This is a genomic window from Paraprevotella clara YIT 11840, from assembly GCF_000233955.1.
Lineage (GTDB): Bacteria > Bacteroidota > Bacteroidia > Bacteroidales > Bacteroidaceae > Paraprevotella > Paraprevotella clara.
The window spans coordinates 13,654-36,570 of sequence record NZ_JH376597.1; the positions used below are offsets into that span (position 1 = coordinate 13,654).

18 protein-coding genes are annotated in these 22,917 nt (G+C 47.2%); 7 read left to right on the forward strand and 11 right to left on the reverse strand.

Translation table 11 applies throughout. From position 1 onward, the window contains the following. Positions 1 to 10: 10 nt before the first annotated feature. The 7 genes from hisG to HMPREF9441_RS06450 form a co-directional block, all read right to left on the reverse strand. The gene (gene hisG, locus HMPREF9441_RS06420; protein WP_008619350.1) at positions 11 to 862 is read right to left on the reverse strand and encodes an ATP phosphoribosyltransferase; all 852 of its coding nucleotides are present in this window, start codon (positions 860 to 862) and stop codon (positions 11 to 13) included. A 286-nt stretch (positions 863 to 1,148) separates the two neighbouring features. Next, a complete protein-coding gene (locus HMPREF9441_RS06425) occupies positions 1,149 to 1,619 on the reverse strand; it encodes a class I SAM-dependent methyltransferase (RefSeq protein WP_336495116.1) in 471 nt (156 codons plus the stop codon). A gap of 91 nt (positions 1,620 to 1,710) precedes the next feature. Continuing rightward, positions 1,711 to 2,619: a beta-1,6-N-acetylglucosaminyltransferase gene (locus tag HMPREF9441_RS06430; RefSeq protein ID WP_008619354.1), complete on the reverse strand. Its 909-nt coding sequence runs from the start codon at positions 2,617 to 2,619 to the stop codon at positions 1,711 to 1,713. 4 nt (positions 2,620 to 2,623) lie between these two features. Further along, positions 2,624 to 3,646, reverse strand: a complete 1,023-nt coding sequence (locus HMPREF9441_RS06435; RefSeq protein WP_230315336.1) for a hypothetical protein — start codon at positions 3,644 to 3,646, stop codon at positions 2,624 to 2,626. Positions 3,647 to 3,845: 199 nt separating this feature from the next. Next, positions 3,846 to 4,910 carry a hypothetical protein gene (locus HMPREF9441_RS06440; RefSeq protein ID WP_008619358.1) on the reverse strand — a complete coding sequence of 355 codons (1,065 nt, stop codon included), beginning with the start codon at positions 4,908 to 4,910 and terminating at the stop codon, positions 3,846 to 3,848. A 58-nt stretch (positions 4,911 to 4,968) separates the two neighbouring features. Next, positions 4,969 to 5,619, reverse strand: coding sequence for a hypothetical protein (locus tag HMPREF9441_RS06445; RefSeq protein ID WP_008619359.1), 651 nt, complete (start codon positions 5,617 to 5,619; stop codon positions 4,969 to 4,971). A 414-nt stretch (positions 5,620 to 6,033) separates the two neighbouring features. After that, positions 6,034 to 6,339 (reverse strand): Dabb family protein, encoded by a 306-nt coding sequence (locus tag HMPREF9441_RS06450; RefSeq protein ID WP_008619360.1) that lies wholly within the window; start codon positions 6,337 to 6,339, stop codon positions 6,034 to 6,036. Positions 6,340 to 6,455: 116 nt separating this feature from the next. On the opposite strand from HMPREF9441_RS06450, the gene HMPREF9441_RS06455 reads away from it, so the two are divergent. The 7 genes from HMPREF9441_RS06455 to HMPREF9441_RS18750 are packed head-to-tail and all read left to right on the forward strand — an operon-like array spanning position 6,456 to position 15,390. Continuing rightward, positions 6,456 to 6,677 carry a DUF4492 domain-containing protein gene (locus HMPREF9441_RS06455; protein ID WP_008619362.1) on the forward strand — a complete coding sequence of 74 codons (222 nt, stop codon included), beginning with the start codon at positions 6,456 to 6,458 and terminating at the stop codon, positions 6,675 to 6,677. 22 nt (positions 6,678 to 6,699) lie between these two features. Then, complete coding sequence (locus HMPREF9441_RS06460; protein ID WP_008619370.1) at positions 6,700 to 8,190, forward strand: cytochrome ubiquinol oxidase subunit I; 1,491 nt, start codon at positions 6,700 to 6,702, stop codon at positions 8,188 to 8,190. 44 nt (positions 8,191 to 8,234) lie between these two features. Further along, positions 8,235 to 9,386 (forward strand): cytochrome d ubiquinol oxidase subunit II, encoded by a 1,152-nt coding sequence (gene cydB / locus HMPREF9441_RS06465; protein WP_008619371.1) that lies wholly within the window; start codon positions 8,235 to 8,237, stop codon positions 9,384 to 9,386. 12 nt (positions 9,387 to 9,398) lie between these two features. Continuing rightward, positions 9,399 to 10,043, forward strand: a complete 645-nt coding sequence (gene udk / locus HMPREF9441_RS06470) for a uridine kinase (protein WP_008619372.1) — start codon at positions 9,399 to 9,401, stop codon at positions 10,041 to 10,043. Beyond that, the gene (locus HMPREF9441_RS19170; protein WP_008619373.1) at positions 10,040 to 11,437 is read left to right on the forward strand and encodes an MltF family protein; all 1,398 of its coding nucleotides are present in this window, start codon (positions 10,040 to 10,042) and stop codon (positions 11,435 to 11,437) included. The genes udk and HMPREF9441_RS19170 overlap by 4 nt, the downstream gene beginning before the upstream one ends. A 3-nt stretch (positions 11,438 to 11,440) precedes the next feature. Beyond that, positions 11,441 to 15,058 (forward strand): DEAD/DEAH box helicase, encoded by a 3,618-nt coding sequence (locus tag HMPREF9441_RS06480; protein WP_008619374.1) that lies wholly within the window; start codon positions 11,441 to 11,443, stop codon positions 15,056 to 15,058. Between the two features lie 17 nt (positions 15,059 to 15,075). Next, a complete protein-coding gene (locus HMPREF9441_RS18750; RefSeq protein ID WP_021981637.1) occupies positions 15,076 to 15,390 on the forward strand; it encodes a hypothetical protein in 315 nt (104 codons plus the stop codon). 265 nt (positions 15,391 to 15,655) lie between these two features. Here HMPREF9441_RS18750 and HMPREF9441_RS06485 read toward each other — a convergent pair whose 3' ends face one another. The 4 genes from HMPREF9441_RS06485 to HMPREF9441_RS06500 form a co-directional block, all read right to left on the reverse strand. After that, positions 15,656 to 16,177 (reverse strand): RNA polymerase sigma factor, encoded by a 522-nt coding sequence (locus HMPREF9441_RS06485; RefSeq protein ID WP_008619380.1) that lies wholly within the window; start codon positions 16,175 to 16,177, stop codon positions 15,656 to 15,658. Positions 16,178 to 16,356: 179 nt separating this feature from the next. Then, positions 16,357 to 18,111 carry a RagB/SusD family nutrient uptake outer membrane protein gene (locus HMPREF9441_RS06490; protein WP_008619384.1) on the reverse strand — a complete coding sequence of 585 codons (1,755 nt, stop codon included), beginning with the start codon at positions 18,109 to 18,111 and terminating at the stop codon, positions 16,357 to 16,359. Positions 18,112 to 18,118: 7 nt separating this feature from the next. Beyond that, positions 18,119 to 21,331, reverse strand: a complete 3,213-nt coding sequence (locus HMPREF9441_RS06495; RefSeq protein WP_008619387.1) for a SusC/RagA family TonB-linked outer membrane protein — start codon at positions 21,329 to 21,331, stop codon at positions 18,119 to 18,121. Beyond that, a complete protein-coding gene (locus tag HMPREF9441_RS06500) occupies positions 21,321 to 22,913 on the reverse strand; it encodes a fasciclin domain-containing protein (protein ID WP_008619390.1) in 1,593 nt (530 codons plus the stop codon). Before HMPREF9441_RS06500 ends, HMPREF9441_RS06495 begins: the two co-directional genes overlap by 11 nt. Positions 22,914 to 22,917: the final 4 nt, after the last annotated feature.

Consider the following 22,917-nt stretch of genomic DNA (forward strand, 5'->3'; position numbering starts at 1 on the left):
CCTGTCCGGCTCAAAGAATCATCTTCTCCACGGGAACGACCAGAATGCCCTGCGCTCCCAACTCCTTCAGTTTGGAAATAATCTCCCAAAAGCGGGACTCATCGATGACGGTGTGCACACTGCTCCACCCTTCCTGCGCCAAAGGCATCACCGTGGGACTTTTGGCTCCGGGCAATACGGACACGACATCTTTCACCTTGTCCGACGGCACGTTCATCAGTACGTATTTCTTGTCTTCCGCACTCTTTACCGCCTCGATGCGGAACAGCAACTCGTCCAAAATCGCCTTCTTGGCATCGTCCATATTCCGGTTGGCGATGAGCAACGCTTCGCTCTTCATGACGACGGCCACCTCCTGCAAGTTATTGCTTACCAAGGTGGAACCGGAGCTTACAATATCGAAAATACCGTCGGCCAACCCGATACCGGGCGCGATTTCCACAGAACCGGTAATGACGTGGATGTCCGCCTCCACTCCGTTTTCCTTCATGAATTTTCTCAAGATATTGGGATAGGAAGTGGCTATCTTCTTACCTTCGAACCAAGAAAGGCCGGAATAATCCACAGCCTTGGGTATGGCCAACGAAAGGCGGCACTTACTGAAGCCCAGACGGCGTACCACCACGGCATCCTCCTCTCTTTCCACAAATTCATTTTCGCCCACGATACCCAAGTCGGCCACTCCTCCCGCCACGGACTGCGGAATATCGTCGTCGCGCAGGTAAAGCACCTCGACGGGGAAATTGGAGGACTGCACCAACAAGGTGCGCTTGGATGAACTCACTTTGATGTCGGCCTCCGCCAGGAGCGCCATGGTGTCTTCGTAAAGACGTCCTTTCGACTGTACTGCAATTCTAAGCATATCTGTTTTTTTAATGAAGTATTCTTAAACTATCAAAAAAGGCTCACCGTTCATATCGGCAAGCCTTCATTTCTATCCTTCCATTGGCACACGCGGGACAGCCTACCGATTTCTAACCGTTAGGATGATGATGGTGGCGTGTTGCAATATTCTTCATTTTCTCTTTTATTTGTGGCAAAGTTAAATTATTATCTGCAAATAAACAACAAATTCGCAAGAAAATTACGAAGAAGTTATCATTGGACAACGAAATCGGCAGTTCTTTTTCTTATGAAAAGCAGTTGTTTCAGTAGTTGATGAGTGGTAAATTCCGCCGGGTGAGCACACAGCAGTCTTTCCTTTTTAAAACGACGTGCAGCCTGGCCGTCATATACCTTTCTACGGTATAGCCTTCGTTTTCAAAGTGAGGGATAATGTCTTCATCTGTCATGTCCCTATGGGGGAAAGCGGCCACGGCGTCCGGTACGTTCCAACTTAACAGGATGAAATGCGACGATAGGCGTGCGAGGTTACGTATGGCTGTGGATGCCGATTTTTCAGGGATATAGGGAAGCACGTCCTTGCATACCACGATATCAAAGGGAGTGGAAATATCCAGTTCTTCCGTGAGGTCTGCCACTTCGCAGACAGCATCCCCCTCGGGCAGGAGCATACCGGACAAATCCGGCGTACGGGGATTCGCGTCATATCCGGCAAACGCAAGTCCGCGGCTCCTCCATTGCGAGACATAGTAACCGGCACCGCATCCTATGTCTATCCCCGTCCGTGCCCCCTATGTCCCACCACATTTGCGTGACGAAATCGCAAAATGTTTTGTCGTATCCGTACTTCAGGAAACCGTCATACGTCTAACTGCCGGTCTTTGTCAGGCCAATCTCCCTGTCTTGTAGCAGATACCGGTCTATCCTGTCCAATAGCACCGTACTGCATGGCTGTTCGATTTTTCGTGCGAAAAGATATTCGTCTTCCAAAAGGTAACGGAAATGTTCGCATCCCAAATTGGCGGGACGGTTGCCGTTTTCATGTTTCCAACGGATAAAACGGTGGTTCCAAGGCACGATGTCTTCCTTATCCATTAAATTGACCAATACGGTGGCCACATAACATTCCTCCGGTGCGAAAGTCATCCACATCCGGCCATAAAGCGAGGGGAAGCGGTCAGTATAGTCCAACAAGGTGATGGCAGCCTTTCGGGTTATGGACCACCATTGCGAACTGCCGTACAGATGGTCGAACTCATCGGGAATGGGGCGTTTTGCCCTTTTGGCCTGTTGTTGCCTTACCTGTTCCCTGACCCACCCACGCGGATTCCTTTTGCCTGCGGCATAGTCGTATGGATAATAATATTGCAGTCGGCGGAAAGTATTGTCTTCCCAGTTAGGATGCGGCAAATGCAGGTATCCGATGTATTCTTTTCCCGCATTCCGGTCAAAGAACTCCAGGAAATAATCTAACGGACGAGTCGGGTAATCTTGCCCGCTGATAAGATGAAAGTAATCGGCATCACTGCGTTGCACAGCCATGCGCAACAGGTGCATTTCGCTTTCCAATACACTTGTGCCGCCCCAGTTCACGTCATATTCACGCGAAACGGCTTTCACTTGTTTGTAACTACGCAACTTTTCTTCCTCTTCGCGTGTGACGGGTTGCTTTTTGTCTATATGGATGAATACGTCGCAATCCTTTTCGAAATATCCGGCCAACCTGCATAGCTGGCCGATGTTTTTGTGGGCTAAGATTAGAATGGCATGTTTCATGGCTTTAATGTCGTTGTGTGATTGAATCGGGAAAAGTCCTTAGTATCTCAGGCTTGAACAAATCCTCCTTTTTATAGATGAGTTTCCTGTAAATCTCTTCAATGATAACTGAATCAAGGGAACTTTTTAGCCGCAAAGTCAATGCTGACGATAAATCCTTAATATCCATGTCATCTGTTATATGAAAGACATTCGAGGCTTCCCTAAACGTACCATCTTTACAGAACTCCAACACCATGTAATCCGCATATGGAGACGGGGCGCGATGAGGAGTCATGCAACTTTTGACGACGAAAAAGAAATAGCCTTCCTTGCTTTCGATGTATCGACAAGGTGTCCATTGGAGGTCGCGTGGCCAACACCCACAATCGAGGGTGTCCGGAATTAGGGAGAAACATTCCGGAAAAGGTAAGTCGGCATATGGAGGAGATGGTATAAACAAGGAATCGTTTACGTAAGGATTATCCCATTTCTTAAAATAGGACATAAATTCTTCAAACCGGATAGGGGTGCGGTCGTTCTCCGGATTTTTAATGGTTTCTTTTTGGGCTGTTCCGGTTGTTCTCTCTTTGATTTTCCCGTCCGGGCTTACGTTGTATTCGTACGTTCTTACCGTGTAGGTCAAGTCTTGGTATCGGAGGATTGAAGTACAATCATCCAAAGAGCCTTGCTCCACAAGGAAGTTTGGTGCCTGTCCACTGGGGACTATACGTGTGAAGTACGCTCTCCCATCGTGTCCGACCGTTTTAAAATCCAGGATTTTACCATCGCGTGAATATGTGACGAGCATATAATCGGTAACATCGTTCTCTATGAAATATTGGCTGTTTCCGTCCTTGTAGTCTTGGCAGTGCCTTTTCAGCATGATGGTGATAAACCCTCCACGCTCCATGTAACTTCCTTTTTGCCAAAAGACATCGTCCTGTCCACAAAGGCAGCCGTCTTGTATGGGAGGAAGAAAACGGGCATACATGTCGCTATCTATCAAAACTGAATCGGATATGATTCTCTCCCCAAATGATGTCATATTAATTTGGGTGCACTTCTTAAACCCTGACAAGAAAGTGCGGAATGCTGCCGGTTGGGCGGTTGCATGTGCAAAATGTGATAAAAAGAAGAATATGAATATGTTTCGTAGGAGCATGAATGATTGTATTTTTAGAAATGTTCAAAAGAGACAGCCATAGTTTTTTACGAGCCAAAATAGAATGACGCGTCCCATAGTTTTATGAGTCTATTGCTTTTGTCATAAGCAATATGGGACTTAAATCATATTCCACGATGGTATAAGTCATTTTTATATTGTCGTATCCTATTGTGTACAGATGCTTGTTGACAATAACCGTTGTATTATCAGAACTTAGTGCGCCACCTGGAAACCAACCGGTTGTCGCATCCAATCGTGGTAAGCCGGAAATGGGATATTTTGTTATGGTATGGTGTATTGTGTCTATTATTGCAATCGAGCCGATGTCATAGTCGATAGAACCATATATAAGAAAAGTGTCTATTTTTCCATAAAAAACCATATAAGGGGGATTGTTTTCCAAATCAATAAATACCGGCGTGCCGTTAAGGTGCAACTTAGCGATGTCGTTTTCTCCGCTGATTTTATTTTGCAATTTATTAGGGTATGTGAAGAGATAGGCTACGTCGTGGCTTCTGTCATAGCCCGGAACGCTATCAGGTACATTTTTGGGTCTTGCTACTACATAAAAACCGTTGTTTCGTAAATTTCCCTCAAGATATTCTCCATCTATGTATAGGGGGAAACGTTCAACATCTCCTTTACCGCTTTTGTGGATGCGAAAGATAGAGTTGGCTTCATCCATGTAAAGATTGGATTTAGCTTCATCTTTGAAATACATAGAGTTAGCCTCATTAAAAGAATAGATGTATTTGACTTCATTTATAAAATAAATGGAATCGTTTACCATCTTGAATAAAGCATTTTGGCAGTGTCTCATAGACAAACCGAGGCCTCGGCTCCATTCCATATTCTCTCCTATGAAACAAGCTAATCGGACGGGTTCTCCCCCTAAAATGTAAAAACGCCCCTTACCGTCTGTATCGAAACCTTTAATCGTACCATCATACGCTCCATGGTCACATGGGAATTTTTCATCGTCATACCTGAATGTCCATTTCCGGGTAGGTCTCAGGCTGTCGTTCTCCATACGGATGGTTTGATATTCCTTTTCAAGTACATTGTCTCCTATTTCTGCTTGCAAACAGGAATAGGAGGATAATGGAATAAGGACCAATAGGTATCCGATAAAAGTTTTCTTCATGACTATTTCCTATAAATATAAGATTAAAATGGCAGTCTCATGGTTGCAATGCGTTTCTTTACAGTCCCGTCCTGTCTTTGAGCAAGACGAAAGCCTTGCCCTCCCTATCAATGTAAGGGCAAGTCAGGTTCTTGACCCTTACGGTGTCTTTCCTCACAGACATGTTGTAGCGCACGGTGTCGTTTTCCAACCACCGGGCAAAGGAGATACTCATTTGTATCTCATCCTCCATCCGGTCGGTAAAGGGTTCCCACGTCTGATAGCGAGACATGGCTTCCTGCCAAGAACGGATATGGCGGTCAATGGGGGCTTTGACGAAAGTGTTGACTTTTTCACCGCTTGAGGTCGTGACAATGTCCAAACGGAATGAAATGGAGTCTTTGTCTTGTTTTATATCCGTCATGGGCATGACGAAATAGCCGCACTCGTAGCCTTCACGAGCTTGTTCAAACTCGTCAGTCGTTCCCCAAAAGTACCCTTTCTTCAATATGCCGTTTTCCAAGTACAATTCCATATAACAGTCTTCGGGAAGCAAGTCCGGATAATAATCCTGCTCTGGATTATGGTAACGATACCATAGGGTGTCAATATCCACACGTTCTTGTGCGGAAAGAGGTATGATACTGATGAAATACCAGGCAACCGATAGTGTCATGACGGCTGTAAATAAAGACTTGCTTTCAGGTCGGTTTGATTTGTACGATTCCATGGCGTATTTTGTTATTGATGGTGTGTTAAGGGATAAGTTCCACTACAGACGTTCTGCAAAAATCCGCCATCCCCCCAAGAGTTTTTTAAAAAGACCTTTCATCTTTCAGGCAGCACGATAAGCAGCTATTACATAACACGTTACAGAATGAAAGATGTTTCAGGAATCCTTCAGTTTCCGTTCATTGCGGAAAGCGATAAAAAGTTCTCAGCCAAATGATTTTTCAATCTCAGCCGAACGATTTTTCGTTCTGCGCCAAACGGAATGAAGCATAGCTGAAAGATGCCTGAAACATCCTTCAGCCTGTAACATCAATATTATGAACGGATTACCATATATCCTGAAGGATGAAGGCTCTTTTTGCAAAACTCCTATGTAGGGGAAGGGTGCGTCCAGCATGCAAGGACTCCTTGGTCAGGCTTTGCATTCATAATCCACACACGAACGGCTTTTTTTGCAATCCTTCAGCAAAGCCGCTACGGCCAAATGAGCCGGATGGGCCGCATAAGCCCTTACATCGTCCATCGTGTCGAACTCACTGTAGAGCGCGATGTCGAATTGTTCTTCCGGATTGGCATTCAACCCGACCTCAATCTTCCGAATAAACGGGATTTTGGCAGGCAGGGCCTCTATCCCCTTCTTGAAAGCATCCATCACGTTTTTCTTACGCTCGGCTTCCATTTCAGAAGCCAACTGAAATAATACGATATGTTTCACCATAATAATACAACGTCTTTTATATTATTTTCATCCAAAGTTAGCAAAAAATCCGTTCACGGCACCCGCTTCCAACTGTTTTTTGCTTACCTTTGCCTTATCACACTTATACATTCACTATGATAAGACAAGGAATCATCGGAATTTGGAGATTTTACCGCGACGGTTTCCGCAGCATGACGCTGGGACGTACGTTGTGGGCCGTGATTCTAATCAAACTTTTCATTATGTTCTTTATCCTGAAACTTTTTTTCTTCCCGCCTTTCCTCAAAGGCAAATCGACCGAAGAAAAGGAAGACTACGTAGGAAATGAACTGATAGAAAGAGCTATTCATCCTTAATCTTGAAATAAAAACAAGGCTTATGTTAGACAATATGGAGACAATGATAGACTGGTCAAGAGCACAATTCGCCCTGACGGCAATGTACCACTGGCTGTTTGTTCCGCTCACGCTGGGACTGGCTGTCATCATGGGAGTTATGGAGACACGGTACGTCATTTCCGGTCATGATTTCTGGAAAAGAACAGCCCGTTTCTGGATGAAACTGTTCGGAATCAATTTTGCCATCGGAGTAGCGACCGGACTGATTCTCGAATTCCAATTCGGTACGAACTGGAGCAACTATTCTTGGTTCGTAGGTGATATCTTCGGAGCCCCTCTTGCCATTGAAGGCATCGTAGCCTTCTTTATGGAAGCTACTTTTGTGGCCGTAATGTTTTTCGGATGGGACAAAGTAGGCAAGAAATTCCATTTGGCTTCTACATGGCTCACCGGTCTGGGAGCTACCTTGTCTGCCTGGTGGATTCTGGTGGCCAATTCATGGATGCAATATCCCGTAGGAATGGTATTCAACCCCGAAACGGTACGCAATGAAATGGTTGATTTCCTCGCCGTAGCCTTTTCGCCTGTAGCCGTAATGAAGTTCTTGCATACAGTACTCAGCAGTTGGATTGTAGGGGCCGTGTTCGTCATTGGGGTTAGTGGTTGGTTCCTATTGAAACGGCGTGAGAAGGAATTCGCTTTGGCCAGTATGAAAATTGCAGCATGTACAGGTATGGTCGCCTCGCTGTTGACACTATACAGCGGAGATAAATCCGCCTATCAAGTCGCACAATACCAGCCGATGAAACTGGCTGCAATGGAAGCACTTTACGAAGGTGGAACAAGACAGCCGTTAACGGTGGTCGGCGAATGGAAAATCCCGACTATGCTGTCTTTTCTGGCCACACGGAATCCCGACGGTTACGTACCGGGAATCCACAATATCCTGGCTGGAGGACATACGACAAACGACGGTTCCAAGGCTCTGTCCGCCACAGAAAAGATCGCGAGAGGCAAAATGGCAATCGCGGCCTTATCGGATTTCCGGCAGGCTCAAAAGGACGGCGACCAAGATAAGATGGACGCGTCCCGCCGCACATTGGAAGAAAACATGCCATACTTCGGTTACGGTTATATTCAAAACCCTGACGATCTTGTGCCGAATGTAGGACTTTCGTTCTGGACATTCCGGATTATGGTAGGTTTCGGGATGTACTTCATTGCTTTTTTCGCCTTGGTCCTTTTCCTGTCATGGAAAAATAAACTGTACGGACAAAGATGGCTGCACCGAATCGCCCTATGGAGCATTCCTTTCGCCTTCGTAGCCAGCCAGGCCGGTTGGGTCGTATCAGAGGTCGGGCGACAACCTTGGGCCATCCAGGATTTGTTACCGGTCAATGCCGCCATATCCAACCTGTCTGCAGGAGCGGTACAAACGACGTTCTTCATCTTTCTGGCCATTTTCACTATTTTATTCATTGCCGAGATAGGTATCATGGTAAAAGCCATCCAAAAAGGACCTGAATCATGAACGAAACCGATAAAAAAGATTAGTCACTGTCAAATATCAAAACTATGGAATCGACCTATATTTTTCTACAGCATTATTGGTGGTTCATCATATCCCTGTTAGGGGCACTATTGGTCTTCTTATTATTCGTACAAGGGGGCAACTCATTGTTATTCCACTTGGGAAAGAATGAAACGGAACGTGCTTTATTGGTGAACGCGACAGGCAGTAAATGGGAGTTTACATTTACCACGCTCGTCACTTTCGGAGGTGCTTTTTTTGCCTCTTTCCCTTTGTTTTACAGCACAAGCTTCGGCGGAGCATATTGGCTGTGGATGCTCATACTTTTCAGTTTCGTACTACAAGCTATTTCTTATGAATTCCAATCGAAATTAGGAAATCTGTTAGGCAAACGTACTTACCAATCTTTTTTGGTATTCAACGGAGTCATGGGTCCGGTTCTGCTCGGAGCGGCCGTGGCCACATTCTTCAACGGGTCTGATTTTCTTGTCAGCAAATCCAATCTGACAGAGGCCGCCATCCCCGTCATCAGTCATTGGGGTAACGAATGGCACGGCTTGGATGCTTTGGCAAATCCTTGGAATCTCATGTTGGGACTGGCTGTCTGTTTTCTGGCTCGTATTTTAGGTTGCCTTTATTTCATCCGCAGCATTCGCGACACAGAGCTGATTCCCCGTTGCCGCCGCCAATTGCTGGGAGACAGCGTCCCATTCCTGCTGTTTTTCTTGGCTTTCGTGATCCATACGTTATTGAAAGACGGTTTTGCCGTCCATCCGGAAACCGGCATCGTTTTCATGGAACCCTACAAGTATTTCCACAACTTGACAGACATGCCGATATTGCTTGTCTTGTTCCTTTTAGGTGTGACAGGTGTGCTTTTCGGACTTATTCGTGGTATCTTCTGCCACACCAGTCGCAACGGTTTCTGGTTTACAGGTACAGGAACCATACTGACCGTATTATCCTTGCTCCTGTGTGTCGGCTATAACCATACTGCTTACTATCCCTCCACCGCAGATTTACAAAGCTCTTTGACCTTGGCAAACAGCAGCTCCAGCCTGTTCACCCTGAAAACCATGGCCTACGTGTCTCTTCTCCTTCCCGTAGTCGTGGCCTACATCGCATACGTGTGGAAGGTTATGGATCGCAAACCGCTCACATCGGAAGAAATTACCGGAAACGAAGATGTTTACTAAAACAAAAACAGAATGCCCATGTATATTATCGGAATAGCCGGAGGCACGGGATCCGGAAAGACCACGGTCGCACGAAAAATCATTGAGAGTCTCCCGAAAGGTGAAGTGGCCCTCATCCCGCAGGACTCATATTATATCGATGCCACGGACATGACCATGGAAGAACGCCGCAAAATCAACTATGACCATCCTTGCGCTTTCGACTGGAAGCTCTTGATCCGTCAGGTGAAAGAACTGAAAGCCGGACGGGCTATCGAACAACCGACTTATTCATATTTGGAATGTAACAGGTTGAAAGAGACCATACACGTAGAACCCCGAAAGGTTATCCTGATAGAAGGCATACTCGCTTTGTCCAATAAAGAACTCCGGGACCTGATGGACATCAAAATCTTTGTAGATGCAGACTCCGACGAACGCCTCATCCGTGTCATCGAACGGGATATCATCGAACGGGGAAGAACCGTACAAATGGTAGTGGACCGCTATCGGGCCGTACTCAAACCCATGCATCTGGAATTCATCGAACCGACCAAACGCTATGCCGACCTTATCATTCCCCAAGGAGGAGAAAACGAGAAAGCCATCGAAATCATGCGTACTTACATCCTACACCATCTCAATCTCCATTTGGAACAAACGGGGCAAGCTCTATGAAAGTCCGTATAAGCGAATTCGGATGGAAGGCCGGCTTCCGGCTATGCCGAAAACGACCGGATTTATGGAAAATCACGAGTAAGCGAGGGCAGAGCGGGGCGAAAACGAAGTTTTTAGGCTCCGTTCTGCCGAACGGGAGCGATTTATGGAAACACAATCTGCTGGCCTGCCTCTTGACCGTCCTTGCCGTCAATCTCGTATCCTGCGGAGAAAAAGAGGAGAAAAAAATATCCCCTTTGGGTATCACGGAAGAAGAATATGCGGAAACAGCTTACGACTTAGACCAGATACAGGAAGCCGGCGAACTGATAGCCGTCACGCTGTCCGGTCCCGACACTTATTATGAATATAAGGGAAAAGGATTCGGACTGCAATTTGAATTGGCCGAACACTTTGCCGTGTCCATCGGTGCCAAGCTCCGTATGGAAGCAGTACGCGATACGGCGGAGCTTTTCCAACGACTGAAAAAAGGAGAGGCAGACCTCATCGCATTGGAAATTCCGGAGAACCACATGACAGACACGGAACTGCAATTCTCCGGCGTCCGGTCGTGTCCGTCAGACAGTACGGCCGCAGTCAAAACCGGATGGGTCGTACGAAAGGATGCCCCCTTCCTGGCCGAAGCCTTGGACGGATGGTATAAACCCGAGACACGGTCTTTCTTGCAAAAAAGGGAACAGTTGCGTCTGTCTCCCGGCGGAAGTGTAAAACGCCGTGTCCGTGCCCCCTTCCAGAATCGCGCCAAGGGCATTATCTCGCCGTACGACACTCATTTTATCCGTCATAGCCAAGCCATCGGGTGGGACTGGCGGCTCATGGCCGCACAATGTTACCAAGAGTCCGGTTTCGACCCGGAGGCCGTATCGTGGGCCGGAGCACGCGGACTGATGCAGATTATGCCTGAAACAGCCGTACATCTCGGTTTGCCCGCCGACCAAATGCACCAGCCCGAAAAGAACATCAGTGCGGCAGCCCGGTACCTCCGTGAACTCGAACGTAAATTCAGCGATATCCCCGGCAGGTCGGAACGTATAAACTTTATCCTGGCGGCCTATAATGGAGGAACGGGACACGTTCGCGACGCCATGGCCTTGGCACGTAAACACGGCAAAAACCCGCAGTTGTGGAACGATGTGGCTCCTTTCATCCTCCGCCTGAGCCAACCGCAATATTACAACGACCCCGTAGTGCGTTACGGCTATCTGCGCGGAGAAGAGACCTACGGCTACGTGACTTCCATCCGTGAACGTTGGCTACGTTACCGTGCTGCCGTCCATGGTGGCACGACCGGTGCCGCGCCTGCCCCGTCACGCAAGAATTCGCGCGGAGGATTCAAAAGCAAAGTACTGAGTGCCGAAGAAGTGGAAGCCAAGTCCAAACAGAATACGCCATAACCCATGACGGAAGAGATTCAGGACATATTCGATGAAATCAGAAACATCATGCAGCCGGACATGGACTGTACCGCACGTTACCATGCCCTCGACGCGCTGTTGCTCCGTGCGCTGAAAGACCGGACCCGCCACAGTCCGGTGGATTTCACCCACACAGCCGCACGCCTATATTGGCTCTGCAAACAAACCGGCCATCCGTCCCACCCGTTGGAAGTGTTCCGTGCGCGGGCCGGACGAATACAAAAAGGGCTTTTCCTGCCCGACGGAGAGGATGAAGCCTACGACTTAAAAGCGGTCTGCGAAGGATTGGCCGCTTTTTACCAAACCCATGTTCCGGAAGACGTGCAAAAACGCCTGCCCCGCCATTGGCGACCCGCTCCCGCACCTGCCGAAAAAGTACCGCAGGCCAAACGTATCCGGATAACGGTGCACCGGTGGGACGAGCATTTCATTTATGGAAAAGACCACACGCATCCCACGGAACAACTGTTGAAAGTGGAATATGCCGACGAAACCGACCGCACGTTCGCCGACTTGAAAGAACAACTGTACGAAGGGGCGCAGCTCAATCTCTTATCGGTCAAAGCCATAAAGGCGGAAGGCGCATATCCTTATGTCCTAAAACCCGAGATGTTGGTTCTCGACCCGGATTTCCTGATTGACATCACAGCCTTGTGCGCCTGCATCAGACCGTACGGGTATTCGGCTTACACCCACTTGTTGAACAAATTCGCTCCTCCGGCACGCTCTGCGGCCATACAGTTGGGAAATGCGGCCAACCAGTTTCTGGACGACTGCGTGAATGAAAATCGCGATTTAGAGAGAGAAGAAACAAGCGAAAACGAAGTTTTCAGGCTTGGCTCTGCCGAACGTGAGCGATTTATCCAAAATCGCGATTTAAAGAGAGCAGACCGGGCTTGCCCGGAGTCTGCCGGGCGTGAGCGATTTACCCAAAATGCAGACGGGACGGCAGAAGCGGAACTCTACCTGCGTTCCATGCAGAATTCCTTCCGGATCTCCCCTCTTGCCTGGTCCACCTTGCCGGACATCGACCGCGATTTCTTCAACCGCTGCGAAATGCAATTCCACCACATCCGGCAAACCGTACGCAACAGTTTCAGTGCCGCAGGCATCGACATCCGGAAAACGGAAGTGGAACTGGAGCCGTCTTTCCTTTGCGAAGCCCTCGGGTTGCAAGGACGTATGGACCTGCTCACCCGAAACGCCGACAAGTTAGTGGAACTGAAAAGCGGAAAAGCGGACGAATATCCCTACCGTAGCCCGAAGGACGAACACCGCCTGCAAATGGCCCTGTACAAAGAAATCCTGTATTATAACCTGGACCGCAGGCATGAACAGGTACAGTCTTACCTCTTCTATTCACGCTATCCCGGGCTTTATGCCGTCGACGTGCCGCGCAGCCATATCCGCCGCGCCATGGCCCTGCGGAATGCCATCCTGCACATAGAGCACCGCCTGAGAAGGGGGGAATCCCGTGCGTTGATAGACGAGCTGACGGAAGAACGGCTCAACGTGAACGGACGGGGCGATCGGCTCTACACTCGTTACCTGCGCCCCCGCATGATGGAAATACTGACACCACTTCATGGCATGAGGGGCGCGGAAGCCGATTATTTCCATCGCTTCCTGACGTTTACCGCCCGCGAACAATTCCGCGCCAAAGTCGGGGACGACCGGGCGGACTCGCCGGGCGGGTTCTCCGAAACATGGTGCTGCGACACACTGACCAAACAACAGAACGGAAACATCCTGACCGGACTGAAACTGCATCCCGTCCCCGACGAGGAAGGTGCCATCGTGCGGCTGGATTTGAAACTTCCGGAATACGGCGAAGACTTCCTCCCGAACTTCCGGCAGGGCGACATGGTAATGCTCTACGAACGGAACCACGAAGGGGACAACGTGACGAACAAACAGTTCTTCCGTTGTACCATAGAGGAAATCCATCCTGAACACATGCTGCTGAAACTATCTTACAAGCAGCGGAATGCCGGAGTATTCCACCCCGACAGCCTTTATGCCATAGAGCCGGGTTACATGGACGCCACATTCAACCAAGCCTACTCGGGACTGTTCAGCCTGCTCACCGCCCCACGGGAACGGAAAGAGCTGCTGTTGGGCATACGGCCACCGGCCACCGATCCGTCCGTAAGGCTCCACCGGCATTACCTGAATGAAGAAATAGACCGTATCGTCCTGAAAGCCAAACAGGCCCGGGATTACTTCCTGCTTGTCGGACCGCCGGGGACAGGAAAGACGTCGGTAGCCTTGAAATCCATGGTGGAAGAGTTCTTGTCGGATTCTCCACAAAAGACCCTCCTGCTCATGGCTTATACCAACCGGGCTGTGGATGAAATCTGCCATACGCTGTCTGCCATCAACCCTGCTCCGGAATATATCCGCATCGGTCAGGAACTGAACTGCGCCCCGGACTTCCGGCCACGGCTCATGAAGCACGTCATCGGGGATGCCACCTCCCGAAAAGAAATCTACGAGAAGTTGGCGCCCGTCAGGGTGTTTGCCGGCACCATCAGCAGCCTATGCAGCCAGACAGAGCTATTCAGCCTGAAAGTCATCGACGTGGCTATCATCGACGAAGCCTCACAAGTGCTCGAGCCCCAACTGCTCCCCCTGCTATGCGCCACTACTGCGGTGAACCGGGGAGACTATAACCTGAACCGTCTGGCCATCGGGAAGTTCATCCTCATCGGCGACCACAAGCAACTGCCCGCCGTCGTGAGCCAACCCCGGGAAATGTCACGGGTGACCGAGGATAGCCTGCAAGCCATCGGGCTGACCGACTGCCGTAACTCCCTGTTTGAACGCCTGCACCGGCTGAGCAGCCTGCAAGGCACGAAAAACATCGTGGAAATGCTTCATCGCCAAGGACGCATGCATCCGTCCATCTGCGAATTTGTCAACCGTAATTATTATAACGGCGGACTGGATGCCGTTCCCCTCCCCCATCAACAGGAACCACTGGCATTCGGCACCCGTCCGGACGATGACCGATGGACCGCCTTCGTGGCCGGTACACGTATGGCATTTATTTCCGTACAAGCCGACGAAGCAGAATATTACACGAAAATCGAGAGTAAGCAAGAGCAGACCAAGCTTGCCCAAGGTCTGCCGAACGTGGGCGATTCATCCAAAAGCAACAAGCGGGAAGCCGAGACTGTGGCACGTCTGATACATACCCTTTGCCAACTGTACAGCCGCTCGGGCATACCCTTCAGTCCCTGTAAGCAAATCGGAATTATCGTCCCCTTCCGCGCACAAATCGCCATGATACGCAAAGCCTTGGCTGAACGGCACATTCCCGACACGGCCGACATCACCATCGACACGGTGGAACGTTATCAGGGCAGCCAACGCGACATCATCATATTCAGCACCACCGTCAGCCGTCCGTACCAGCTCTCCATCTTGTCCGAACCGGTCATGACAGACGGTCGGGAAATAGACCGCAAGCTCAACGTGGCCCTCACCCGGGCACGCAAGCAATTTTTCATGACCGGAAACGAAACGCTGCTCCGGAATTGCACGGCCTACCGGAAGTTTCTGGATTTCTTAAGCAAAGAGCAAATCCTACGTCTGTAAAAACCTCCAATTACAAAATGGCAAAAAGTCAATTCCGATGGTGCGTGACTCGTTTATTCGTCCCCCACTTGGATGTCCGCCGTAAATACGCGATTCTCGCACCGTCGGGAAAAGGCAAGATGAAAGCCGGAAATGTATTCCGTTATCATAATGAAAACCATAAGGCGCGTTCTGCGCAGCCCCCAAAGAATGGCGTAACCAGTAAGGCGTTCCAGCTTACCAAAAGACACTCCGAACCCACAGGCTTTTCCTTTCCAAATAGAGAAAATAATGGCATCCGCAGCAGGTTGAGCCACGGTTTTAAGGCACTTGTTCCACCGATAAGCGCATGACTTCCGACCGTCACGAGGAGAAAAAAAATGTTTTCTCAGCCGAACGATTTTTCATTCTGCTCCAAACGATTCATGTCTTTGGTGAATAAACATAAAAAAATGCCTTGAAACCTTAAAAAAGTATTCCTAAAAAGCCTCTTCCATACCTGTTTCAGGCTTTTGACACAACTCCGGCCAATGGGAAGAAAGCCTTTTCCCTTTCCATTTGCATGCCGGAAAGCGGAAAGAGTGCACATATTGTCAAGAATGGGACTTCCGGTTCCATTCACCCCGCCTTATACCGGTATATCCCGTCCACCCCCAGACGCACCGCCCTGAACGCCCTTTGCAAATGACTGCCCACAGAACGTTCGGACACACTGAGCCTGTCGGCAATGGAAGCATACGACATACCCCTGTAAAAATACAAAATATATGCCTGACGGCGTTTCTCGGACAACTGTTTCACCATCTTCCTATGCGCCACGCGAAGCTCCTTGTAATAATAATCTTCTTCTACCGTACTGCGGCCCTCCTCCTCACAGCAGGTGTATATGTCCATCTTGTCTTTTTTCATATAACGGCGGCGCAGATAGTCTATCACGGTGTTCCGCATAACCGTATAGACTAAATTGTGAAGCGTTTCCTTGCGTACCCCTTCCCTGCATCTCCATATATTTTCAAATACGTCCTGAGTCAGATCCTCCGCCTCTTCACGGTCGGAAACCCGAGACAAGATATAACCTCTCACCCGCCTCCGGTAATGTATATAACATGCTGAGAATTGACTTTCCGTGAATATTTCCATGATATTGGGTTCTTTAGTTTTCTAATCGCAAAATTAAGCCACCTTACCCAAAGAGGATAGGGCAATTTTCGACAAAACGTATGTCATTTTTTCCCATTTCATATTTTTTGCAGAAAAAACAGGCATGGAAAAGAGCCTATGCCTGCGTTCCATGCCTGCCATTCCTCAATATACCATTCTCAATTCTCCACCATCGGCAAATACCAGTTTTTGCGGTCTTTCAATTTGTTGTAGAGCGTCTGGTCCGGCATATCCGGATTATTACGCCGTGCCACACGGGAAGCCAGAAAATCTTCTCCGCGACGGAACGCAAAGCGCATCAAGTCATAGAAACGGTTGCCTTCGTAGGCCGTCTCCAAAGCCATTTCGTCGCAAATCATATCCTCCACTTTCTGAATGCTGTCCTGAAGCGAAGCCATGGTGGGTAACGAGTAATGCAACGTGTCCATCTCCGCGTTACCACAACCGCGTGCATGCAAACCAATATTATCCTTGTTGTCATACATGTCGTAAAACGTATAACCGGACTGCATCAGACGGCGATATTCCCCATTGGCATCATATTGTATCAAATTGCCACGGCTCAAACCATACTTCAACGCATGGAAAGCCGTCAACGGATAACCCGCACGGTTGATGGCCTCGGCCAGACGAAGGTATACCGCTCCCGTACGATAGGTGGTCACATGCGGCCAAGAAGAGGAATACTTATTGATGCTCAACCCGTATCCCTCCTGATAATCCCGGTTGAAACGCAAATCGCCCATGAAATATTGCGGTGTGCCCGGTACTGTGATATATGAATAATACTGAGGATTTTCCTTTGTCCCGTAATATAAGGTATCCTTTGCCAAACCCGTAAAACGAGACATATACTCACTTTCACCCGATTCTGATTCTTCTGTATACATCACGTAACAATAATAAGACTCATCCACTAATTTCTGAAGAGCATCAGACCCCATGAAAGACCTAAACGATTGCCGCAAACTTCCCAATTTTCCATATTGAGAATTGCCTGCAAATGGAACGAGGCTAATACTTTCATTATAATTGTTTCCGAGAAAAACGGAACTCCAACGATCCACAATTTGGGCACCATCCATATCCACAGTCCGATAAGCCACCTTTACATCAGGACTTACAAATCGTTTTTCAGACAATAAATAATCACGATATTCTTGTGCAGCCTTAGCAAAATCAGATTTATTACCATCCAATGAACCACGCCATAAATAAAGGTCACCTCTCAGTAAACGAATTGGAAGAAAAAAATCACTACTATTTACTGAACTACTCTGATCATAAGTGAAGTTCCCATAATTGGGAAACGGCACATCAACGTAAGGAAGCAAATCATCAATGAAATAAGAACAAATCTCACCCAATCCCTTCCGCTTGGAAGGATCATTCATCACTTGCTCTATTTCAGAATAAGACAGCAAAGGCTGAGTATAGAACGGGACTTCGCCATAAAGCAAGGCCAATTGCAAGTAAGCCCACGCCCGGTAGGCACTCACGGCTGCATATTCCTTCAGGAACACTTTCTGCCCGCGACGCTCCATCTCGGCATCCGCACGTTCCAAATAGAAATTGCAATTATTCACAATGGCATAGTAATCCCGATAACGGTTGAAAGTCGCATTTTCCAAATTCTCAAAACGAGTCAAATCCACCCAAGCACTACTTGTACCGACAAAAGGATCAGGCTTTACCAAATCTCCTCTCAATTCCCCTAAAAGCACTCCTTTTTCGACCACGTCTTGAACCTTGTCCAATATACCCAACATAGAGAACACGGTATCGCCCGGTTGAGAAAAGTCATGGTCTTCTTCAAACATCACCGTAGTAGTATCCACTTCACAAGCCGTGAAAGATACCGTAGCCGCCATCCAAATGGCGGTCAACTTTAATATGTTTTTTAACATCTTCATATCCTTGTTAAAGATTTATTTTAACACCTAAAACGAAACTGCGCCCGTGCCCTAACAAACCACGGTCAATCCCCTGATAAATCGGATTGCCTGAAATGGAAAGTTCTGGATCGCTACCCAAATATTTTGTACACGTAAATAGATTATTTGCAGCTCCCCAAACTGTAATCCCTTGTAGAAACGTCAAGTTGAAAGGGAAACGATAACTCAAACTTAAAGTCTTGAGTTTCAAGTAAGAGCCATCCTCAATCCAACGATCAGAAAAACGTGCGTTTCCCATCCTATCACCGTATTCCACACGGGGGATTGAAGTCAGCTGCCCCTCTGAAGTCCAACGATTCAACATAGCTGTGGTCTGATTATAATAAGAATTTCCGCTTTCCAATACGGCACGTTGATAATTGTAAATGTCATTCCCCAATGAATAACTGAAAAAGGCATCCAATGTCCAATTTTTGTAATGCAGGCTAGTCCCGAAATTACCGAAAACATCCGGATTGGGGTTGCCGATTACATCTTTGTCCTTATTATCAATCACCCCATCAGCTACCAAATCGGAGAAATGCACATCACCTGCACGGAAAGCACTTCCATTTTCACTTCCATTACGTAAATCTGTTTTAGCAGCTTCTTCTGAAGTGGCAAACACCCCTTGTGTCTTGTAACCATAGAACAAATCGATTGGGTTTCCGACTTTAGTCATGACCTCACCACCATAAACCGAAGTATAAATCGTCTTATCGTTATCTGGCAACGCAGTCACCTCATTCTTGTAATGGCCGACACTTGCAGAAATTTCCCATGAGAAATCCTTTAATGCCATGACTTTAGCCACTGCCGCAACATCAAAGCCCTGGTTTTCCATCTTACCCTCATTACTCCAATAATTACGCAATCCGCTCACCCCTCCCAATGTCTTATAAGCTAACATATTGTTCACATAAGACTTATAATAATTGAATCCAAGCGACAAACGGTCATGCCAAACGGACATATCCAAACCTACAGAAATCCGCGTGACAGTCTCCCATTTTAGTTTATCATTACCGATATTGGCCAAGGCCAAACCCGACGTATGATTCAAGAATGCACTTGGAGCAAAATAAGACCGGGAGGCAAAGCAATCAATATTATCATTGCCCGATTGGTCGATGCCGACATTCAGTTTCAAATAGTCAATACCTTTCACGTTTTGAAAGAAAGGTTCGGCGGAAACCACCCAAGCCGCCTGTAAGGACGGGAATACCCCCCAGACATAATCGCCCAGTTTCATTCCCCCTGTGGCATTCTTACCGAAACGCGTAGATGTCTCCGCAGTCAACGTTCCCTGCAAAAAATACTTATCCGCATAATTCCAATCCGCATTCACATACACAGCTGTGGATTTCCATTCTTCAATAATACCGTCTACCTTACGGTTTTTCATTTCATTGGAAATATTCGGCAATTTATCGCCCGCACTGTTATCTGCACGAATAGCATCTGAATTAAATGAATCGCTTAAATAACGGAAACCTCCAAAAAGATGAATCACATGTCCACCATAACGGCACGACCAATCAATTCTGGTGTCGCTCGCCACGGACAATTGCTTACTAGAATAAGCCCTTGCCCTGTTAACAGTCATATCGTCACCACTCTCTGTAAAAGTTGGTACCCCTTCATCCGGGATAAACGAACGTTCCGTAACATTATTCAACACATAACTTACCTTTTCAGACAGTGTCAAGTTTCGATTGATTTTCCATTTCGGCATGGCACTCAATGAAAACAAAGTATACTCCAACCGGTTTTTATTACTTGCGTCGCCATTTTCCAATATGGACAAGGGATTGGACAAGTTAAAACAATCGTAGTCTGCCATGGATGCCGTAAATCTGCCATATTGGTCAGGATTGTATGCAGCCAATACAGGTGATTTAATAAGGCTCAACATTCCCGGAGACAACATCTGCCCATTGCCCATTCCATCATCCCGTAAATTCCGGGTCGTATTGGAATAAGCCACATCTAAACTGCAATCCAAATTCTTCATAAACTTCACATCTGTATTGAAACGCATATTCAACCGTGAGAAATCATTGTATTTCAATGTACTTTGCGCATTAGCATAGCCTATGGAGAGATTGTAATTAGCCACATCGTCACCACCTTGCACGTTTACACCGTAATTTTGTGTGAAAGCTTCATGATAAACATAATCCTTCCAGTCCGTATCGTTATGGTACATGGCGTACTTTTGCTTGTCCGTTGTAAAATCATCCAAAAAATCCGGAGTTTCCGTCACGTTCCCCATCACATCCGTTGCATACAAACGATATTGCCCGGCATTCATCATTGAAGGCAATTTCGGTAACAATTCAACCGCTCCATAGATATCTACATCAATCCGTGTAGCCATACTCTTTGCACGTTTTGTCTCAATCATCACAACACCATTGGCACCTTTCGCCCCATATAATGCAGTGGCGTTTTTCAACACTGTAACTTTCTCAATGTCATTAACACTAATGGCTGAAAGCACGTTATTGACATAACCTTCGTGCATTAACGAACGCCCGTTTTGAGTATCAAGAATCACACCGTCCACTACAAACAAAGGTTGCCCGCCTCCATTCAACGAATTATATCCTCCAATAAACATGTTCGCTCCTTGAGCCGGATTACCCGAACGAAGCAATACACGTAAATCAGCACCAAGCTTTTTAGCCATTTCGTCTTCAATGGTCAATGACGAATTTGGAGAAAAATCTCCGACACTGCTCTTATTCGTCACCCTCACTTCATTGGCATAACCATCGGAAAAATATTCTGAATACATCCTCACTACTAATTCTTTTCCTTTTCCAACCAAATGTACCCTAGCCAAGGCATAAGTAGGTGTACGCACCAACAATTGATTGGCATACAACGGCACTTTTATTTCAAAAGCACCCTGTTCGTCGGAAATGGAACTGAACCGTTCGTCTCCGGCTACTTGTATGATGCCGCCCTGCACTGGCCCACCTGTGGCAGCATCGACCAATGTCCCCTTACAAACCACCGTGGGAAGCTTATTCATTTCTCTCTGCACTACAATCTGAAGTGAATCGGTTTCTCTTCCTGCGGCCGATAACGTGGAATCTATCATCCCTTCCGCATCCACCTGCCCATAGACCGTTTGCAGACTGCCTGCCAAGGCCATACAAAAACATATACTATATAGATTCTTATTCTTCATCACTTAAATCTCCATCAATTGAGGGTTTCAACAATATGCAATCAATGTATAAATCACGTGTATAATCCGACTCACTACGTTTAGGCGTACTAACGATTTTTAAAGAGATTTTAGCATCTTCCATAGAAACACGATCGGGGAAATAATCACAATAAGCAAAATGATACCCTTGTGCCACCCATATCGTATCAACCTTGTCACCTGGTATTTCAATCCCTCCCACTGCCAGCTTTTCATTCGTGTATTTATCATTCAATTCGACATCCACACGCCCTTTTTTTGTATCAATGGAAGAAGACCAACCATTACGCGTCAAATTCATCGGAACAAATACAATCCCTATATCATAGGCGCAAGACAATACGTTTGGGATAGCATAAGTGACGGTGGCGCCCCGTAACATGTTCGTAGAAGTAAACTTCATGTAATAACTAGATGACACACCGGTATTTGCTGCGGCAACAAACACAGGACGATCCTTATTTTCATCGTAATAATTAGCTGCAAGCAGATAATCACCGATATTTTCGGCTTCAACAACAATGTCACTGTTTAAGACCTGATAGGGGCTCAAATTCACATCGGCCGCTTTCAATATTTGTCCATTGCTACAACCAATGGCTTCGGTCCCTTCAAACAAGCCCCCGGCATCTTGGGGACGATAGAACAATTTTCCGGACGTACTTTCCCAATAATCGGATGTCGAAGACTGACTACGGGTTTCAAAAACCAAAGCATCCAATATGCTGCGACACGCATACTTGTCTGCCAATTCCGGTTCTTCGTCTTCCGAATAATGATAAAAGCCCTTAAACTTATCCACCAACCGGTCCCAACAATCATTCACGGGAACCAACATCGTATAATTCCGCTGCTCGTCATTCAAGTAGCCAATCTGCCCCCACAATTCATTTGTTAAGACAAACACGGAATCCGTATACACCTGTTCCCCATTCACCACACCGCCCGGTGTACTCAATTCAGGCACAAACTCCAATTTATTAAAGCTATACAAATAATTGGTAATATTAGAAAAATCAGCATCTTGTCTCAAATAAGACCAAACATTGTTATTATAAACCGCCTGGTGATCTAATATATGCAAATCTCCATTACTGCATTCAATATTAAAAGATTTGGCCGGCGAGCCATTGAAATGAGGCACACCCCCTTCTGACACAAAAGGCATGGGCTTCCCATTCAACACTTTTATAGTATCGTTCACAACAGACGACGCCGCAATAACTCCACGGGCGATATGGTTTTTAACTACTTGTTCCATCACTTCATCCGAAGTCATGTTCTCACCGGTCACCAATGTCGTGTCTATAGTACCGGTAGGCGCCCAAACCGTATAACGTTGACCCGAATCCAAGAACTTGTCATAACCATGGCTTTTAAGCAATTTTGCAAAATCCGCCAACTCCGGACGGGCAGTAATTTCCTGCCACAAAGTCCTTGTAGGACGGGGCAGACCATCATAATGTGCATCCCAATCGTCCGAACAAGACAAGACCAATCCGGTAGCCAATACCGCCACGCAACAAATAGCTACCCTGGTATATTTTTTAGTATCTTTCATAATC

What these genes read in the sequence shown, in the direction of transcription:
- hisG (WP_008619350.1), bottom strand. Translation starts at nt 862, where the DNA reads ATGCTTAGAATTGCAGTACAGTCGAAAGGACGTCTTTACGAAGACACC.
- HMPREF9441_RS06430 (WP_008619354.1), bottom strand. Translation starts at nt 2,619, where the DNA reads ATGAAACATGCCATTCTAATCTTAGCCCACAAAAACATCGGCCAGCTA.
- HMPREF9441_RS06435 (WP_230315336.1), bottom strand. Translation starts at nt 3,646, where the DNA reads ATGACATCATTTGGGGAGAGAATCATATCCGATTCAGTTTTGATAGAT.
- HMPREF9441_RS06440 (WP_008619358.1), bottom strand. Translation starts at nt 4,910, where the DNA reads ATGAAGAAAACTTTTATCGGATACCTATTGGTCCTTATTCCATTATCC.
- HMPREF9441_RS06445 (WP_008619359.1), bottom strand. Translation starts at nt 5,619, where the DNA reads ATGGAATCGTACAAATCAAACCGACCTGAAAGCAAGTCTTTATTTACA.
- HMPREF9441_RS06450 (WP_008619360.1), bottom strand. Translation starts at nt 6,339, where the DNA reads ATGGTGAAACATATCGTATTATTTCAGTTGGCTTCTGAAATGGAAGCC.
- HMPREF9441_RS06455 (WP_008619362.1), top strand. Translation starts at nt 6,456, where the DNA reads ATGATAAGACAAGGAATCATCGGAATTTGGAGATTTTACCGCGACGGT.
- HMPREF9441_RS06460 (WP_008619370.1), top strand. Translation starts at nt 6,700, where the DNA reads ATGTTAGACAATATGGAGACAATGATAGACTGGTCAAGAGCACAATTC.
- cydB (WP_008619371.1), top strand. Translation starts at nt 8,235, where the DNA reads ATGGAATCGACCTATATTTTTCTACAGCATTATTGGTGGTTCATCATA.
- udk (WP_008619372.1), top strand. Translation starts at nt 9,399, where the DNA reads ATGCCCATGTATATTATCGGAATAGCCGGAGGCACGGGATCCGGAAAG.
- HMPREF9441_RS19170 (WP_008619373.1), top strand. Translation starts at nt 10,040, where the DNA reads ATGAAAGTCCGTATAAGCGAATTCGGATGGAAGGCCGGCTTCCGGCTA.
- HMPREF9441_RS06480 (WP_008619374.1), top strand. Translation starts at nt 11,441, where the DNA reads ATGACGGAAGAGATTCAGGACATATTCGATGAAATCAGAAACATCATG.
- HMPREF9441_RS18750 (WP_021981637.1), top strand. Translation starts at nt 15,076, where the DNA reads ATGGCAAAAAGTCAATTCCGATGGTGCGTGACTCGTTTATTCGTCCCC.
- HMPREF9441_RS06485 (WP_008619380.1), bottom strand. Translation starts at nt 16,177, where the DNA reads ATGGAAATATTCACGGAAAGTCAATTCTCAGCATGTTATATACATTAC.
- HMPREF9441_RS06490 (WP_008619384.1), bottom strand. Translation starts at nt 18,111, where the DNA reads ATGAAGATGTTAAAAAACATATTAAAGTTGACCGCCATTTGGATGGCG.
- HMPREF9441_RS06495 (WP_008619387.1), bottom strand. Translation starts at nt 21,331, where the DNA reads ATGAAGAATAAGAATCTATATAGTATATGTTTTTGTATGGCCTTGGCA.
- HMPREF9441_RS06500 (WP_008619390.1), bottom strand. Translation starts at nt 22,913, where the DNA reads ATGAAAGATACTAAAAAATATACCAGGGTAGCTATTTGTTGCGTGGCG.